This is a genomic window from Pseudoalteromonas sp. SCSIO_11900, from assembly GCF_000576475.1.
In the GTDB taxonomy this organism is placed as follows: Bacteria; Pseudomonadota; Gammaproteobacteria; order Enterobacterales; family Alteromonadaceae; genus Pseudoalteromonas; species Pseudoalteromonas tetraodonis.
In genome coordinates this window covers 248,500-265,831 of sequence record NZ_KK070025.1, presented here as the reverse complement: position 1 = coordinate 265,831, position 17,332 = coordinate 248,500, and the positions used below count along the sequence as shown (strand labels likewise).

12 protein-coding genes and 2 pseudogenes are annotated in these 17,332 nt (G+C 39.6%); 6 read left to right on the top strand and 8 right to left on the bottom strand.

The features are described from left to right. Positions 1 to 26: 26 nt before the first annotated feature. On the bottom strand, positions 27 to 1,499 hold the full coding sequence (gtfA, locus tag BG00_RS15435; protein WP_036983786.1) for a sucrose phosphorylase: 1,473 nt from the start codon (positions 1,497 to 1,499) through the stop codon (positions 27 to 29). Positions 1,500 to 1,674: 175 nt separating this feature from the next. Between gtfA and BG00_RS15430 the strand changes: the two genes are divergently transcribed. The 3 genes from BG00_RS15430 (at position 1,675) to BG00_RS15420 (ending at position 6,534) form a co-directional block, all read left to right on the top strand. After that, a complete protein-coding gene (locus BG00_RS15430; protein WP_036983784.1) occupies positions 1,675 to 2,904 on the top strand; it encodes an MFS transporter in 1,230 nt (409 codons plus the stop codon). Between the two features lie 166 nt (positions 2,905 to 3,070). Then, positions 3,071 to 5,464, top strand: coding sequence for a TonB-dependent siderophore receptor (locus tag BG00_RS15425; RefSeq protein ID WP_036983783.1), 2,394 nt, complete (start codon positions 3,071 to 3,073; stop codon positions 5,462 to 5,464). A 125-nt stretch (positions 5,465 to 5,589) separates the two neighbouring features. Further along, positions 5,590 to 6,534 (top strand): carbohydrate kinase family protein, encoded by a 945-nt coding sequence (locus BG00_RS15420; protein WP_036983782.1) that lies wholly within the window; start codon positions 5,590 to 5,592, stop codon positions 6,532 to 6,534. A gap of 198 nt (positions 6,535 to 6,732) precedes the next feature. Here BG00_RS15420 and BG00_RS15415 read toward each other — a convergent pair whose 3' ends face one another. The 3 genes and pseudogenes from BG00_RS15415 to BG00_RS15405 form a co-directional block, all read right to left on the bottom strand. Further along, positions 6,733 to 7,134, bottom strand: a complete 402-nt coding sequence (locus tag BG00_RS15415) for a SpoIIAA family protein (protein WP_036983781.1) — start codon at positions 7,132 to 7,134, stop codon at positions 6,733 to 6,735. Between the two features lie 120 nt (positions 7,135 to 7,254). Continuing rightward, positions 7,255 to 7,947 carry a cupin domain-containing protein gene (locus BG00_RS15410; protein ID WP_036983779.1) on the bottom strand — a complete coding sequence of 231 codons (693 nt, stop codon included), beginning with the start codon at positions 7,945 to 7,947 and terminating at the stop codon, positions 7,255 to 7,257. A 32-nt stretch (positions 7,948 to 7,979) separates the two neighbouring features. Further along, positions 7,980 to 8,597: pseudogene (locus BG00_RS15405) on the bottom strand (glutathione S-transferase). Positions 8,598 to 8,773: 176 nt separating this feature from the next. Here BG00_RS15405 and BG00_RS15400 point away from each other — a divergent pair. Continuing rightward, positions 8,774 to 9,292, top strand: coding sequence for a TetR/AcrR family transcriptional regulator (locus tag BG00_RS15400; protein ID WP_036983777.1), 519 nt, complete (start codon positions 8,774 to 8,776; stop codon positions 9,290 to 9,292). Between the two features lie 72 nt (positions 9,293 to 9,364). Here BG00_RS15400 and BG00_RS15395 read toward each other — a convergent pair whose 3' ends face one another. Further along, positions 9,365 to 10,828, bottom strand: coding sequence for a carbon starvation CstA family protein (locus BG00_RS15395; protein ID WP_013463008.1), 1,464 nt, complete (start codon positions 10,826 to 10,828; stop codon positions 9,365 to 9,367). Positions 10,829 to 11,176: 348 nt separating this feature from the next. On the opposite strand from BG00_RS15395, the gene BG00_RS15390 reads away from it, so the two are divergent. Next, positions 11,177 to 11,659, top strand: coding sequence for a putative 4-hydroxy-4-methyl-2-oxoglutarate aldolase (locus BG00_RS15390; RefSeq protein WP_036983776.1), 483 nt, complete (start codon positions 11,177 to 11,179; stop codon positions 11,657 to 11,659). A gap of 116 nt (positions 11,660 to 11,775) precedes the next feature. Here the strand turns inward: BG00_RS15390 and BG00_RS18300 are convergent. The 3 genes and pseudogenes from BG00_RS18300 to BG00_RS15375 form a co-directional block, all read right to left on the bottom strand. After that, a pseudogene (locus BG00_RS18300) lies at positions 11,776 to 12,213 on the bottom strand (glycosyl hydrolase family 18 protein); the annotation flags it as partial. A 92-nt stretch (positions 12,214 to 12,305) separates the two neighbouring features. Next, positions 12,306 to 12,578: a hypothetical protein gene (locus BG00_RS18295; protein ID WP_069439123.1), complete on the bottom strand. Its 273-nt coding sequence runs from the start codon at positions 12,576 to 12,578 to the stop codon at positions 12,306 to 12,308. A gap of 218 nt (positions 12,579 to 12,796) precedes the next feature. Then, positions 12,797 to 15,304 (bottom strand): S8 family serine peptidase, encoded by a 2,508-nt coding sequence (locus BG00_RS15375; RefSeq protein ID WP_036983773.1) that lies wholly within the window; start codon positions 15,302 to 15,304, stop codon positions 12,797 to 12,799. Between the two features lie 570 nt (positions 15,305 to 15,874). Here BG00_RS15375 and BG00_RS15370 point away from each other — a divergent pair. Continuing rightward, the gene (locus tag BG00_RS15370; protein ID WP_036983771.1) at positions 15,875 to 17,311 is read left to right on the top strand and encodes a curlin; all 1,437 of its coding nucleotides are present in this window, start codon (positions 15,875 to 15,877) and stop codon (positions 17,309 to 17,311) included. Positions 17,312 to 17,332 lie beyond the last annotated feature (21 nt).

Sequence of the window (17,332 nt, the reverse complement as noted above, 5' to 3'; positions counted from 1 at the left end):
CTTTTGGTTTTCAACAAATAAAGCTATTAAGCCAATAAACTTTGTAAGTTTAGAGTGCTTTCTTGAGCGCCATTAAGCTGCGTAATAAGTGCAGTACGGCTTGCAAAGTCAATCCTCAAAGAAATTGATTGTTGTTCAAGCTTCCACATTAAACAACAAACACTTGCGCCGCCTTGAGCCGAAAATTCACCTGCAAATGCGGGATGTTCATTACGCATTTTAATTAGCTCTATGAGCCCTTTTACTACCGGTTTATTAAGGGCTTGCTCTATTTTAGCCGCGTTCAAATATGGGCGATTTATATCACGGCCAACATTGGTTTTTGCTAACAGTTCCATATCGTTTTCACAGGCAAATAAGCCGCCGTAATAAACTTGTGGTACACCTGGCGCAAAAAATTGAATTGCGCGCGACAGCAAATAGTCAAAATCATTAGCGCCTAATGCATTGTAATAAGTACAGTTTACTTGATATAAATCGACATTACTGGCAGCCGCGCCTGTTGCTTGGCGGCTTTGATTGTTACTATTTGCATGCATGGTTTCTACTAGGTTATCAATTTGCTCTGCATTTAATAAGCCTGGTTTTTCGCCCATTGGGCCTGCATCAATTATGCCTATGCCATCATGGGTGTCTAGTACCGTTAAACAATTACGCGGCGATATTTTTAGCCATTTGAGTAATGCATCCGCATTGTTATTAAACAAGCTATGTAGAATAAGTGGTGGCAACGCAAAGTCATAAACCATATTAACGCGCTTAGCTACATCTACTTGTGTTTGATAATGGCTATGTATTTCTGCAATGGTTTCCATGCCTAAATCGTTGGCTTGCTTTGATAAGTTATCTAAGTAGCCAAACGTTTCATCTAGCATAAAACAATTAGTACCCGCCTGCTTAATGGCATAACCCGCTGCATCTAAACGAATAATATTAACGTTGTTAGCAGAGAACTTAGTAAGTACATTATTTAAATACGCAATTCCTGCCTCTACTTTTACATTTATATCAATTTGATTATCGGTAAAAGTGGTCCAAAAATCATACGTTTGACCATCACCGCATTTCATTGGCGTAAAACAACTGCCTGGGCGTGGACGGTAAATAGCTTGCTGCTCAGCCTCGCTCATGCCATTGGGGAACACGTCCTCTTTGGTTAAAAATAAATCCCAAAATGCTGACGCTTTACCTTTAGCCAGTACATCTTGAAACTGAAAAGATTGCGCCGACACATGGTTCACTATGAGATCGGCCATTAAATCATGGTCTTTACCGAGTGCCTTAATGTCGTCCCAAGTACCGATTCGAGAATCAACTTCACTATGATCAATCGGGTCAAAGCCTGCATCGCTGCCATCAATTGGGTTATAAAATGGCAATAAGTGCACACCACCAAAAACGCCCTCTAATGGGCCATGTAAAAGAGTGGTAAGTGCATTTATATCTTGGCCAGTAATTCGATCAGCGTATGTGATCAATTGAACTTTATTCTTCATCATTGTGTGATTACCATGTTGAAACTTAATCGATTAAGATATATCTTTAACTAGCACGTACGAATTTACAAGTTATTTTTATAAATTTTACATACAAATATCGTGGCGACATTAATACTATAATCAGTAACTGACTGACTTACTGGGTGTTAAGAACGCATTTAACGAGGAAAAGCACATGACAAAATCACACACACACGTAAGCAGCGATCCGTTGCAACAAATTCGCTGGCTCACATATATGATGTTTTTTATGTTTGCCATGACCTCCGATGCCGTTGGCATGATCATTCCCGAGCTCATAACTGAATTTGGTTTAAGCATGACCCAAGCCAGCGCATTTCACTATGCGCCTATGGCACTCATTGCCTTTAGCGGATTATTTTTAGGCTTTTTAGCCGATAGCCTCGGGCGTAAAAAAACGATTATGCTTGGGTTATTACTATTTTCTGCAAGTTGCTTTTTATTTGCCATTAGTAGCAGCTTTATATTTTTTATTTTTTTGCTTTGCTGTATTGGCTTAGCTATTGGCTTATTTAAAACCGGCGCTTTAGCGTTATTAGGTGATATTTCTCATAGCAACGCAGAGCACACTAAAACCATGAACAAAGTAGAAGGCTTTTTTGGTATTGGTGCCATTGTTGGGCCTGCACTTGTTGGTGTATTACTGGTACAAAATGTAAGTTGGACTTATTTATATATTATTGCCGGTATTATGTGCTTAATTTTAGCGTTTTTAGCGTGGCGTGCAGAGTATCCGAGCGTTGTTAAAAGCACTGAAAAGCCCGCTTCACTTGCTACCACCATGAAAATGATAAAAAACCCCTACGCGCTTGGCTTTTCGCTCGCCATTGCGCTTTATGTTGCAACCGAGGTTGCCATTTATGTATGGATGCCGACGCTGTTAAAAGACTACACGGGCTCTTGGCCCCTTTTGGCAACCTATGCACTCACCATATTTTTTATACTGCGTGCCGCAGGTCGTTTTATTGCGGTGTGGTTATTAAACCGCTATAGCTGGCAAGGTGTTATGGCTTACTTAAGTTTAGGTATCGCATTATGTTATGTGGGTACTTTAGTCGGTGGCGTTGATTGGGCTGTTGGTTTATTGCCGCTTTCAGGGTTATTTATGTCGATGGTTTACCCGACCTTAAACTCCAAAGGAATATCGTGCTTCCCGGTACAACAACATGGCGCAGTTGCTGGGGTTATATTATTTTTCACTGCACTTTCAGCCGCATTAGCACCTTTATTTATGGGTATGATCAGCGATTACTTTGGTCATGTACGTTATGGTTTTTATCTTGCAACCGGCTTTGCCATTATTTTATTTTTAGCGATGCTTTTTAACTATTTCCGTGACCCATCAGCCAGCGCTTTACAAGAGAGCAACCTAATAACTGAGTAAATCAACAAATTGGGTGCTAAAAAAACACTATATAAATCAATAGATGAGTAAAAAAACAGCAAATAAAGAATAAAATAATTTGCTTATTGTAAAAGATTTGTTATTTTTACTTAATCGATTAAGTAAAAATAACAACCCCTTCGGGCTCACAAAACGAGGCGTTCACATGACAACACACAACACACCTTTATATTTAATGAGTGCTTTAGCGCTGGCTGTAAGCCAAGGCGTTTATGCACAACAAGAAGAGCAAAACACACAAGCGCAAGCTAACAAAGGTCTTGAGACTATCGTTGTAACCGGTGTACCACGTCGTACAACCATTATGGCATCAAGCTCATCAGTGAGCAGCCTATCGCTTGCTCAAGTTGAAGTATCTACACCCCGTTCAACTGCTGAAGCGTTTAGAATTATTCCGGGCGTACGCTCAGAATCAACCGGCGGTGAAGGTAACGCAAACATTGCTGTACGCGGCTTACCTGTGGCCTCTGGTGGTGCTAAGTTTTTACAATTACAAGAAGACGGTTTACCCGTTATGCAATACGGTGATATTGCTTTTGGTAACGCTGATATATTTATGCGCCTAGATAATACCGTACAAACTATCGAATCAATTCGTGGTGGTTCGGCCTCGACTGCAGCAAGTAATGCACCGGGCGGCATAATTAACTTTATTTCTAAAAATGGTGAAAACGAATCAGGCAGTATTTCTACAACACTGGGCCTTGATTACGACACTATTCGTACAGACTTTGAATACGGCACTTACCTTAGTGATAGCGTACGTTTTCATGTAGGTGGTTTTGTGCGCCAAGGTGAAGGCCCGCGTGAAACAGGTTACACATCAAATAAAGGTGGGCAAATTAAAGCCAACCTTACAAAAGACTTTGAAAACGGTTACGTGCGTCTTTATTACAAACATTTAGATGACAAAAGCGTGGGTTACTTACCAATGCCAATGTATGCAAATGGTGACTCAATCCCAGGGTTTGACGCACAATCGGATACCCCGCATTCGGCATTATTTACTAAAACAGTACGTTTAAATGGCGAAAATCAAATTAGTAGCGGCGATATTCGCGATGGTATGAACCCGCAAGTTGACTCAGTGGGTTTTGAAGCCGTGTTTGACTTAGATAACGATTGGCGTATTGAAAACCGTTTTCGTAAATCCTCTGTGAGCGGTAACTTTAATTCACTTATTCCTGCTGAAGTAGGCAGCGCGACTGCTATTGCACAAAGTATTGGCGGCGCAGGTGCAACGCTTAGTAATGCAAATACCGGGGCTGCATTTAATGACGATTTAGCCATGCGTATTCATACGTTTGACGTCACAATGAACGACTTTGACTCTATTGTGAACGACTTCAAACTAACTAAATCACTAAACGATGATACAAGCGTTACGTTTGGTTACTACGCTTCAACGCAAAATATTGCTATGTCATGGTTATGGAACTCTTACCTAATGGAGCTTAAAGGCGATAATGCGGCGCTACTAAATGTAACAGCTGCTGATGGTACAGAGTTTTCTGAAAATGGTTTATATGCATACGGAACGCCTTTTTGGGGTAACTGTTGTCAGCGTGATTACGATACAGAATACGATACCCGCGCTCCGTACGTTTCATTTTCAACAAAAGTGGGGGATGTAAGTATTGACGCCAGTGCTCGTTACGATAGTGGTGAAGCACGCGGCAACTATGCAGGTGCCGTTACCTCAACGGTCGATATGAATCGCGATGGAGTGATTTCAGTTCCTGAACAAAATGTAGCAGGCATTGATACCGCAAATGCTAGCCCAGTAAATTACGATTGGGATTATGCATCCTATTCAATTGGGGCTAACTACCAAATAGACTCAAGCCTTGCGACATTTGCACGATTGAGTAAAGGTGGCCGTGCAAATGCTGACCGACTTTTATTTGGTAAAGTACGCGCTGATGGTTCGGTTGCTGATGAAGATGCCGTTGATGAAGTAAACCAGTATGAATTTGGGGTTAAAAAACGTTTTGATTCACTCTCAGTTTTTGCAACCGCGTTTTATGCAGAAACAGAAGAGCAAAACTTTGAAGCAACATCGCAAACCTTTTTTGACCGTGAGTACGAAGCAAAAGGGATTGAAATTGAATCAACTTACTTCATCGATGCATGGGATTTTCGTGGTAACTTAACATGGACTGATGCAGAAATTGCTAAGGATGCACTTACCCCTGAAGTGGTAGGTAATACGCCACGCCGCCAAGCTGATTTAATCTACTCTTTAATGGCTCGTTATAGCTTTGATAAAGGTGCTGCCGGTGTCAACTTTATTGGTACTACTGATGCTTACGCTCAAGACAATAACGACCTTAAATTTGACGGTTACACTCAAGTAAATGGCTTTGTAAGTTACGATTTATCTGAAAACCTTAATATTGCACTTAATGTAAATAACTTATTCGATACGGTAGGTATTACAGAAGCTGAAGAAGGCTCAATTCCAGATAATAACATTATTCGCGCCCGTACTATTAATGGCCGCACAACATCAATAACGCTTAAATACGCGTTTAACTAACCATCTTTAGTGTAACAAACGCTGAAGCTATGTTTTTCAGCGATTGTTACACTAACTTTAATTAGTTTTAATAATTCTCCCTTGAATTTTGACCTAGCTCTGCTGGGTTTTTTAGGATTTACACTATGACCAAATTACTTAGCCTTGGCGAGCTACTTATTGATATGCTGCCACAAGATTCTCAAAACAGTGCTTATTTGCCCATTGCAGGAGGTGCCCCTGCCAATGTAGCGGTAGGTTATGCAAAGTTAGGCGGCAAGGCTGCTTTTTGTGGCGGTATGGGTGATGACTACTTTGCTAAGCAATTAAGTAAATCGCTTGAGCAATATAAAGTAAGTACAGAGTACTTATTTACGATTAAAGACTCTCAAACGGCCGTAGTTATTGTGAGTTTAGATGAAACCGGTGAACGCAGCTTTAATTTTTATCGCCACAATACCGCCGATTTACTGTTAACGAGTGATCACTTAAACCATATCAAATGGGATGAATTGAGTACCCTACACTTTTGTTCCAACACGTTAACCAATCCAGCCATTGCAAACACCACCGTGTGTGCTTTAAAGCTGGCTAAAAACAACCATAAACTCGTTAGCTTTGATGTAAATTTACGCTATAGCTTGTGGCAAAATAGCAATGACATTGAACACAATGTACACGCGTGTTATGCCTATTGCGATATTGTTAAGCTATCGCGTGATGAGCTGAACTTTTTAGCTGAGCAAACACAGCATGCACCTGATGATTACTTACAATCTATTTTAAATATAGGTGTTAAATTGGTATTTTTAACCGATGGCCCTGCACCGGCAACGGTTTACCATAAGGCGTTTATATTAAACGAATCGGCGCCAATCATTAATGCTGTGGATACTACCAGTGCCGGTGATGCGTTTATTGCAGGCGTGTTATATTATTTAAATCACACCGATGAAAATAGCCTGCTCATCGAAAAAATTAATAATGAGCATCTAGTAAAACACGCTTTAAATTTTGGTTTGCGCTGTGGCTCTAAAGCCTGCTTAGCCAAGGGGGCATTTCCCGCATTACCTACACTTCAAGAGGTATAATACCAATCCGCAATAATACTTAATCATTTTATGGGGCTAAACGTGTCGCTATCTGCGTTAAAAAATTCTCATTTTGAACAACTAAATAGCAAACTTTTTGCCTAGCTATCAACACGTTTTTCCTGCCTCAAAATAGATCACTTAATTAAGCGAATTGGTATAAATACTTTAAAAATAAAGGCCGATTATGGCCTTTATTTAAGCATCCGCTTCTTCATCATTACTTTTTAACCATTCTAAAGCCGCAGTGGCGTTCTCAAAATATTGAATTTCACCTGATAGAAACCAACTGCCTAATTTAGCGATGGTAGATTGCCAGTCTTTGTTGCCGTATATGGCTATTTTTTTAAACTCTTTGTTGTGTTTTAAGCCAAGTTTTAAATCATCCCATGCGGCTCTAAGTTCCCAGCCATCAAGCTCAGTACCATCTATGAGTACATTAACAATAGGATGTTTAACTTCGCCAAGCGCAGAGTCTATCATCGGTGTGATCACTTCATAATCTTTATGAGTGAGTGTGCCTATGGCTTTTAAGGTTAAAAAAAACTCGCAACCAGAGCGCTCAATACCAATAGATAAGCCGTGTGTTAAATTTACCATAACCCGAACTCCGCAATAATATGAGCATCAAGTATAGGTGATAGCTTAGTAACCAATAGTGAAGTAGATCAAAAAACAGGCACATCACTTTTATTGTGCCCATTTTAATTAAATGCTTAATTATGCATTTTTAAGCCGTGCTATTTGGTTTTCAACATCTGTTAAATGACCGATTTTAAGCCAAACTCTGGCTCCTTCACTGCCTGCTGTTGCTTTAATTTCGCTGTTAAGCGGCACTCTTAACCAGCTGTGCTTTACTAATGTATCGCCCTGCTCTTCAAGCGAGCCTTCAAGAACTAAAAGCTCGCCCCCACCTAAGGCGTTTAACGATATTTCACTGTTAGGTGCAAATGCTAAAATACTCACCTCTTCAAAGGCATCTTTATAAAGAGGAGCTACATTTACATTACTAAACTCAGGGTGAGGAACACTGCACATGGTATTAGTTTGCAAGCGAACATGCTCTGTGTCCTCTGGCTGAAACTGCCATAATTTTACAAATATAACGCACCCGTTTTCAGAGCTTGGTGTATGTTTTGACTCAGGCGGATTACGAATATAAGAACCCTTGGGGAAATCACCATGTTCATCTTGAAAAACACCTTCAAGCACAATAAATTCTTCACCGCCGGTATGTGTATGAGCAGAAAAATGGCTGTTTGGCGCATAACGTACAATGCTGGTTGCGCGTGCAACCTCATCGCCCACTCTATCAAGTGGACGCCTATCAACACCCGCCATCGGTGAGGCTATCCATTCTAACGATTCGCTATGTACAACAACACGTTCGCTAAAATCAGCTGCAATTTTCATTAGTGGCTCCAAATTATATTATAAATTGATAACTAAGCGGCAATGCTTGGACGTTGAGCGACCTTTTCTTGCCATGCAATTAAATGTGATAGCTCACTAGGAATAGCAATTTTCGCAAAGCCTGCAAACACCAGACCGGCGTACAAAGTAATATCTGCAACACTAAAATTCTCACCGGCAACATAAGCAGAGTTGGCTAACACTGTATTAAAATAAACAAAGCCTTGGCGCGCTTTTTCACCTTGCTTTTCTCCCCAAGCAACATTTTGATAGGTTTCAAGCGCTGGGCCTAAACCATCCGTTGCATGATGAAAGTAAGTGGCTACAGCATCAAGCACCATAGACTCCGCACGCTTTTGCATCATATTAATCACCACGCGTTCTTTTGCCTCAACACCGGTTAATGAAGGGCCTGCAAAAGCGGTATCAATATATTCAGTAATCGCTGTGCATTCTGTTATGAACGTTCCATCATCTAGCTCTAAAACAGGTACGCCTGCTAAGGGTTTTTAGTTAAAAAAGCCTCAGTACGGTGCCACCATTTAATAAATCGACAGCAACAAACTCTACTTTATCAGTCGCCTTTTTTCAGCAAGCGCAATACGTACACGTAATGGATTAGGAAAGTTTTCTACGTCATAAATTTTCATAATTATCTCTTTATATTTTTACCACAGTTTGAACTAATACTGGCAAGAATAAATTACCTACCTCCTAATAGGTGACTTATATTAAGATCTCGACCTTTGCAAACTAAAAATAAAAGAGCTTGAAAATAACTACCTACTGGTTGATAATTTTTGCAGCGATATGAAGGAAGTTTAAAATGACAAAAAAAGCGGCCCTGTTAAAAGCAGCAGAAAATAAAGTTAGACTTGGTGGCTATAGCAATTTTAGCTTTAGAGAGTTGGCCAGTGAAGTTGGTATTAAAAGTGCCAGTGTGCATTATCACTTTCCAACTAAAGCTGATTTAGGTGCAGAGCTTGCGCATCAATATACCGATGCCTTTATCGCTGTACTTGGTGAACCAGAGGCACACAAAGCAAACGGTAAAAACCCTATTGATATTTACACTCAGTTATTTAGAAACGCGTTAGTTATTGATAAAAAAATGTGCTTATGTGGCTTACTTGGCGCACAAAGTGACAGCCTTCCTGATAAAGTGCGCGATGAAGTAAAACGCTTTTTCATTAAAAACTTAGCCTGGTTAACCCAAGCACACGCTGCGAATGGTGAAGAAAACCCTGCTCGCGCGGCAATACAAACAGTGAGCTTATTAGAGGGTGCGATGATGATTAGTAAAACCCTAGATGATATCAGCTACTTCGAACAAGCCACTTTTTAGCGATTGGCGATCAAGTATAAAAAAAGCGAGCCTTCATAAGGCTCGCTTTTACATTTTTGAGATTACGATTTATTAAGCCGTACGCACTTTATGCTTTGAATGCACAACAGCTAATACAATAAACCCTATAACAGCCACCGCTGCACCAATCGGTTTACCTAAATCACTTGATAAGTTTAACCCTATTGCCGCGGTCATTATGTATGACAAGGTCACTGCTGTAGCGATTACTGCTGGTATACTAGTGATCCAGTGGAATGTACCACGGTCAAATAAGTACTTGGTCGCAAGCCACAACACACTGGTAGAAAGCAGCATATTTGAGAATGCGAAGTAGCGCCAAATCACAGAGAAATCGAGCTTAGTCATAAAGTAGGCAATGGTTAAAATAGGGATTGCTAGCAATAAACGATTACGTAAACTTTGCGGAATACTAAACGCATCAACCACAGTCAAGCGCAGTGAACGAAACGCCGTATCGCCTGAGGTAATAGGGAAAACAGCAACAGCAATAATTGCCATAATACCGCCAAATACACCTAAGTAGCTGTTTGCAATATGGTTAACCACCAAACCTGGGCCACCAAGATCAAGCATAGCTTTTAAACCCGCATAGCCTTCAGGGAATGCAGCAATACCCGCTAATGCCCAAACACAACCTACAATGCCTTCACACATCATCGCACCATAATAAACTGGGCGTACGTATTTTTCGTTGGTTAAACAACGGGCAATAATAGGGGCTTGCGTTGAGTGAAAACCACTAATAGCACCACAGGTAATGGTTATAAATAGCAGCGGCCAAGTGGGCAGTCCATCAGGATTTGGTGCTAAGAAGTCATGAGCGTGATCAGCCTCAAAGTATGCTAAAAAGTCGCCCGCTACTGGTAAATGCGGTGCGTTTATTAGCAGTGATACCGCAATAGCTACTGTCATTACGATCATTAACAAACCAAAAATAGGGTAAAACTTAGTGATGATTTTATCAATGGGTAATAACGTGGCTAAAAAGTAGTAAGCTAAAATGGCCAAAACCCAAAAGGTATTATTTGCAAATATTGTATCCTTAAATATATCAAGGTTACTTAATAATCCTGCCGGGCTCATAATAAATACAACACCAACAAAAAATAGTAGCATCGCAGTAAAAATAAGCATAAAGCCTTTAAATACAACGTTGTAGTAGTGCCCAGCTATTTCCGGTAAGCTTTTACCGTCTTCTTTTATACTCATTACTCCTGAGAAGAAGTCGTGTACAGCGCCACCCAAAACATTACCAAGCACAATCCATACAAGCGCAACCGGACCATATAATGCACCCAATATTGGGCCAAATATGGGGCCTACGCCTGCTATATTTAAAAATTGAATCAAAAATGCACGAACAGGGTGAATTGCAACGTAATCAACACCTTCGCTAAAGCGTTTTTGTGGTGTGTCGACCGTTGAATCCATGCCCGCTTGCTTTTCAACAAACGGGCTATAAAACTTATAGCCTAAAATTAAAATAGTTAGGCAAATAAAAAAGATGATCATAAAGCACGCTTCTCTTTTTGTATGTGTGTATAGGGCCAAGTATTACAGCCCAAATTTTAAAATAACAATTGAACGTAGCATATGAAAAAGCACGCAACAATGAGACGTTTGGCTAATGCTCTGGCAAAATCAAATTTATTCAAAAAATAAAACTAAGTAACAGCATAAGTTACTTATAAAAAAGCGTTAAAAAACGTTAAAAGTACTTATATTGCGACTAAAATCTATACGCCAATTTGCAACAATAGCTACACCTGAATGATTAATTAGCCTACGATAAACATTATTACTACTTTAAATGTACTGCCGTTGGCCTACGTGGCTTTACAAAAAACAAGGATGCCCTCAATGACACAGTTTACTACGCCCGATTTATACGATGAACATCGCGACCATGTGCAAGTCGCTGACAGTGGCTTGCAACACTTTGGTAATAAAACTCTCTTTTATGGTCAAGTAGTGACTGTCACCTGCCCAGACGATAACTCATTTGCTGGCAATATATTACATGAAAATGGTGAAGGCAAAGTGTTGGTTGTGAATGGCTTTGCTAGTAAACGTTTTGCCTTCATTGGCGATATGATTGCAGAGCGAGCCCTAAAAAATGGCTGGCAAGGCATTATTATTAATGGTTGCTGCCGCGATATTGAAATTCTTGCCACGCTTGATTTACCCGTGATGGCACTAGGCGCTACGCCGCGCTGCACCACTAAGCGCGGTTTAGGTGCCAAAGATCACCCGGTTAATATGTTAAACACCACAATTAATACCGGTGATTGGGTGTATGCTGATGTCAATGGATTAATTATTAGTAATAAAGCCTTGTTTTGAACAATAAAAGTGACTGTTCGCGATAAAAAAAGCAGCTCGAAAGCTGCTTTATATAAAATCTAACATTAAGGTTTTACATTAAAGTGCTAACCATACATCGGTTACGCCTGGCTCGTGGTATTTAAATAACCAATCCCTTCAAACTCTTTAGTGCCGTATACGTTCCATTGTGTTAATTATGAGTCTAAACCGGTGTCAAATAAGGCAGCATTGTCCCCTACATGTGAGTTCCATGCGCCATGTAAGTCGTAAGACATAATGTTTACATAATCCAGATATTTAACCGCTTGAAAGGTTTCCATACCTCGTAATAAATAACCAGAAGATGGAGACGCAAAAGTGAGTAAATAGTGCTTACCTGCGGCTTCACCTGCACGATATAGCTCTTCACGTACTTTTTTCATTAGCACTTGGTATGAGGCATTCAATTCTGCACGGCGCGCGTTGGAAATAGGAAAATCATCGGGGTGACCTGAGTCGTTCATTGAAGATCGGTATTCGTAATCAATATCAACGCCGTCAAATCCATATTTTTCAATAAACTCAACGGTGGTTACCTCTCCATCGTTATCAATTGCTTGCGTCGATACGACAACGCTGTCTTTATCGGTTAGTTGAAAACCGTCTGCTGGCATTAACTCGATAATTAAGGGAATTTCATTTTAATGACAGCGTTGTCAAATGCACCCAGAATTTTCCAATCTTTATAATCACCAGCATTCTCCACTGGATTGGCTTGTGTCCACCAGCTAGCTTCATACGCTTGCACTTGCACTTGATCTCCAGCAACGTGTGTCTGGCCTGTTTGCCACTGTTCTAACGCACTGCAATCAATAGACGCGTGTACATTTAAACTAAGAAAACTTAACAATAAAGCACTTAGATTAAAGGCATTTGTTATTATTTTACGTGAGCTCATTGGCTCCTCCATTAACAATGTTTATACTCATTCTTTTTTACCTTTCAGGTACAAACTTAACATGGATATCGTAAATACCAAGAAAACAATGCACAAAAAACATACAAAATAGTTAAATTATAAAATCAACTAATCATTTATAACTATAAAGTTAAGAAGGGATATTCCATAAAAAAGCCCAGCATTGCTGGGCTTTGGATGTCTAAGGGGTAAACGTTTTATTCAGAAAATGAAACCGTAATAATATTCGAACATACGTTTTCAGATATACATAACTGGTAGTCGTATGCCGGTAATGTTGCTTTACGTACGTAATCACGGTAACGGCCATTATCCGATACGGTATCTACTAGTTCGCCATTTCGGTATAAGCTAAGTGACTCAGCCCCTACTTCTGCCCAGTTTAACTCAACACGCATAGTATCAAGACGTGACTTGTTAGCGCGTTTTAAGCTCAATTCAATTTCAACATCACTAACAACCACTGTTTGAGTGAATGTATCTGAGTTATTTTCACTATCCGTTACGGTTAATTCAACCTCATAACTTCCTGACTGAGCGTAAACATGTGTAGGATTTGGGTTTGTTGATGTTGAACCATCACCAAAGTTCCAGCTCCACTGTGAAATGTCATCATTTACATCACGACTTGTATCTACAAATGTAGCAGTTAAACCTTGTGCTGAAACACTAAAGCCAGCTTGTGGTGGTTGTGGGCTTACCTCACCGATAGCGCTAAATGTAAGTGACCAACCATTGATATTACCCGTATCTGCACCAGCTGTATCTTCAACATGAAGTGTCCAATCTCCAGTTGCCACTTCAGAATTAAATACGCTTGATGTAAATGACTTAACAATATCGTCTGCACTGCCACCTTCATTGCTTTGTAAAGTTACTTCTGTACCTTGCGCTGAAATAAGCGTAAGTACTAAGTCACCAGACCAAGTATGCGTAATATCTACATCAGCAGTGGTGCCAAAAATAGTTAAATCATCAGCAACCGTAATAACCGAGCTTGCGCCCTCTGGAGAATTATCCGGAATAGCGATGTTTTCATCACTGCTGTAAGTAAAGTCATTTAAACCAGCAGGTTGAAGCATTAAGCTAACAGTTTGTTCTTTAACTTGCTCGTCTGATGTCGCAGTTACAGTAAAGTCGTAATTTCCCCACTGAGTATCGCTGTTAGTTGCAACTGTTAGAACAACTTCATCGCCCGGACGAGCAGTAGTTGCGCTTAGTGATGCACCTGAAAGATCTGAAGCTAAAGCCAGTGAAACGTCACCATCCCATTGTGAAATTGAACCAATCGTAAAGGTATAAGTAACCGTATCACCTACAGTCGCTTGCTGAGAAACCGGAGATACAGATAATTTAAAGCCTGGAGTTGGATCAGCATCTATTAGCGCTTGATTAACATTTAGGCGTGTACCTGCAACCGTTTTACCATTTAATGCTGCATTAGCATCACCACTAGACATAAGTAATTCTTTAAGCTCTAGTGTTGTTAAATCAGGATTAACTGAAAGTACAAGTGCAGCAGCACCAGCTACATGCGGTGTTGCCATAGATGTACCTGAATAAGTAGCATAGCTATTACCAGGAACGGTCGACAAAATACCTGAGCCAGGTGCGCCCATATCAACACTTGTTAGGCCCCATTGAGAAAAACTAGACATATTATCTCTGCTATCAGTACTTGCTATCGATAATACGTTGTCGTTTTCATAGTTAGATGGGTAGTGTGGATTTTGATCGTTATCAACCGCATCGTTACCCGCAGCAGCAACAAATAAAATATCAGCTTGCTCACTAGCCGTAATCGCATCAGCTAACGCTTGGCTAAAACCACCGCCGCCCCAGCTATTATTTAACACACGCAGATTAACACCCGCATTTTTAAGGCCAACCATGTAATCGATACACTTAATAGCACCAGAGGTAGAACCTGTACCATCTGCGGCTAAAAACTTACAACCAACAATAGAAACATCATGATTTACACCAACAACACCGACACCATTGTTACCACTGGCACCAATTGTACCTGATACGTGTGTACCATGGCCTTGGTCATCCATCGGGTCACCAACATCAGTAATTGCATTAATACCGTGAACGTCATCAATATAACCGTTACCGTCATTATCGATACCATCACCAGCAATTTCACCACTGTTTACCCACGCGTTCGCAGCTAAATCAGGGTGACTATAATCTACACCGGTATCAATAACACCTACAACAACATCACGGCTACCAGTTGAAATTGACCATGCTTCTGGCGCATCAATATCTGCATCAGCAGTACCACCAGTTTGGCCTTCATTATTTAAGCCCCATAAATCATCAAAACGAGGATCATTCGTTGCACTTGCTATGCTCACTCGGTAATCAGGCTCAACATACTCAATAGCTTGATGCGATTTTAAGCGCTCAATTGCTTCTTTAGCGCTCATTCCTGATACTTTAAATTTAGCAAGGCGACCAGAAAACAACGAAGTGAAGTTATCATCAACTTCATCGTTATTTAGATCTGATATTTTTGCTTTTACTAACGAACGAGCTTGCTTACGCATTTCCGGCGAAGCATTCTTTTTATATTTAACAATAATCGAGTCACTGCTCGCAGTTACTTTTTGAGTTGTACTGTTAACATCAGGCAATTTAGCCGCAGCTAAACAAGGTAAAAGTGCAAGTGTAATAATAGATAATTTTGTTTTCATTGTTTTATCCGTAATTAAGTTAACTTAGCTTTACTAAGCGAAATATTTACGTTTATGAATTTAAGTAATCACGTGGCAAGCATTAAGAAAACGGGTAATCAGTCACTAACTCAAGTAAAAAAAACAAAATCAGGAACAAAACCATTATTTTTAACTAGAAATACAGTAAAAAAACACTAATAACAGCCATTTTAATGAATTAAACAACTTATTTTTAACATGTAATTAACTAATTATTTTTTACTGGTTTTTTTATGTAAATAGATAGAAAACACAAATTAAACGAGTAAGTAATTGAAATTTATGAATTTAAATTACCATTAAAAAAGATGATTCAAAATGAACTCATTGAAGAATATAGTGACTGAGCAGTTATGAATTAGTGAATGGCAAACCACCTTAACAAGTACTAATGACCAAACCCTAATTCATATTTAAAACAGCATTTTACGTTTAAGAATAAAAAGCTAATCACACATTATGGCAGCACGGCATGCTGCAACGAAAATACCTTTTTAAAACTTAATAAATAATCAAGGTATTTTATTTTATCTTTCAAGGAGAATAATAATGAAATTGAATAAATCACTTTTAAGCTGTGCAATTGCAATTGCAATGGGCGCCAGCTTTACAGCAAACGCAAACACAGAAACAAAAGCGGGTTCAACTTCTGAGCTTGCAGCTAAAGTATCTGTAAAAAGTATTGAGAATGCTGTAACAGTTAACCAATCATTTTCTGACAACACGGCATTAGTCTCTCAAGATGGCGATGGCAATACTGCACTAGCTACTGAAATCGGTAACAACAACGATGTTAAAATAGCTCAATTACAAAATGGTAATTACGCCGAAGTTGAAACAACAGGTGATAACAACCAACAAACTTATGCTCAAGATGGTGTTGCTAATGGGTTCATCACACGCATAACGGGTGATAACAACGGCGTTTATGTTTCTCAATTCGGCCAAGGATTATTTCAAAACAATGAATCAATCAATATTATCACTGGTAGCGATAATAATATTGACGTTGAACAAGGAAATGGCGGTCACTGGTTTTACAACATGGACATGAGAGGTAATGGTAACGAAATTATTTCATCTCAGTCTGGTATGTGGCAAGAATTTGAAGTACTTAGCTTATCAGGCGATGAAAACATTATTGAAATTGAACAAACAGACATCTGGAATGAATTTAAAGTAGGCTCATTACGCGGTAACAAAAATGAGATTGACGTTAGCCAAGATGGTTCACGTAACATCGTTACATTCACTGATATTGCTGGTAATGATAATGAAATAAAACTAGACCAAGAAGGTTCGAATAATGCTATTGAGTCTGGTCTTTTTGACGGTTCATTCAATGAAGTAACAGTTAATCAAATTGGTGATGAAAACCTTGCGACTACTGAGCTAATGGGCGATAACAATGAGCTTACAGCAATGCAAGTTGGTAACACTAATGAAGCATACATGGGTGTCATTGGTTCAAATAATGAATTTACAGTAACCCAGGTTAGTGATTTTAACTCGGTTCATTTAGCTAACTTTAATGGTAGCGGTAACGATGTTGATCTTAGCCAATCAGGTGGCGATGAAAACGCAATTTTAGTGCAGTCTTCATACCCTGATGTTTCTCTCACTTCAAACGATAACGATATTGATGTTAATCAAGTCGGTAATCAAAACGAGGCGATTGTTACACTAGCGGGTATCCTTGATAGTAACGCAAACCAAATTGATATTGCTCAAAATGGTGATATTAACGTTATTGACTTAATGGTAGAAGGCAGTAATCACTCTATTGATATTGCACAGCAAGGCGAAGGTAACTGGGTAGGTGGAACTGGAGATTCACCGTTTTTATTAGGCGGTGAAAACGTTTCATTCTCTGTTACTCAAACCGGTAACTACAACACTGTTGAAGGTAGCGCAATTGGCTTTAACAGTACATTCTCTGTCACTCAACTTGGTGATGGTAACACAGCAACAATTACACAAATGTAATTGATGAGATGGGGAGAGTAA

What these genes read in the sequence shown, in the direction of transcription:
- gtfA (WP_036983786.1), bottom strand. Translation starts at nt 1,499, where the DNA reads ATGATGAAGAATAAAGTTCAATTGATCACATACGCTGATCGAATTACT.
- BG00_RS15430 (WP_036983784.1), top strand. Translation starts at nt 1,675, where the DNA reads ATGACAAAATCACACACACACGTAAGCAGCGATCCGTTGCAACAAATT.
- BG00_RS15425 (WP_036983783.1), top strand. Translation starts at nt 3,071, where the DNA reads ATGACAACACACAACACACCTTTATATTTAATGAGTGCTTTAGCGCTG.
- BG00_RS15420 (WP_036983782.1), top strand. Translation starts at nt 5,590, where the DNA reads ATGACCAAATTACTTAGCCTTGGCGAGCTACTTATTGATATGCTGCCA.
- BG00_RS15415 (WP_036983781.1), bottom strand. Translation starts at nt 7,134, where the DNA reads ATGGTAAATTTAACACACGGCTTATCTATTGGTATTGAGCGCTCTGGT.
- BG00_RS15410 (WP_036983779.1), bottom strand. Translation starts at nt 7,947, where the DNA reads ATGAAAATTGCAGCTGATTTTAGCGAACGTGTTGTTGTACATAGCGAA.
- BG00_RS15400 (WP_036983777.1), top strand. Translation starts at nt 8,774, where the DNA reads ATGACAAAAAAAGCGGCCCTGTTAAAAGCAGCAGAAAATAAAGTTAGA.
- BG00_RS15395 (WP_013463008.1), bottom strand. Translation starts at nt 10,828, where the DNA reads ATGATCATCTTTTTTATTTGCCTAACTATTTTAATTTTAGGCTATAAG.
- BG00_RS15390 (WP_036983776.1), top strand. Translation starts at nt 11,177, where the DNA reads ATGACACAGTTTACTACGCCCGATTTATACGATGAACATCGCGACCAT.
- BG00_RS18295 (WP_069439123.1), bottom strand. Translation starts at nt 12,578, where the DNA reads ATGAGCTCACGTAAAATAATAACAAATGCCTTTAATCTAAGTGCTTTA.
- BG00_RS15375 (WP_036983773.1), bottom strand. Translation starts at nt 15,304, where the DNA reads ATGAAAACAAAATTATCTATTATTACACTTGCACTTTTACCTTGTTTA.
- BG00_RS15370 (WP_036983771.1), top strand. Translation starts at nt 15,875, where the DNA reads ATGAAATTGAATAAATCACTTTTAAGCTGTGCAATTGCAATTGCAATG.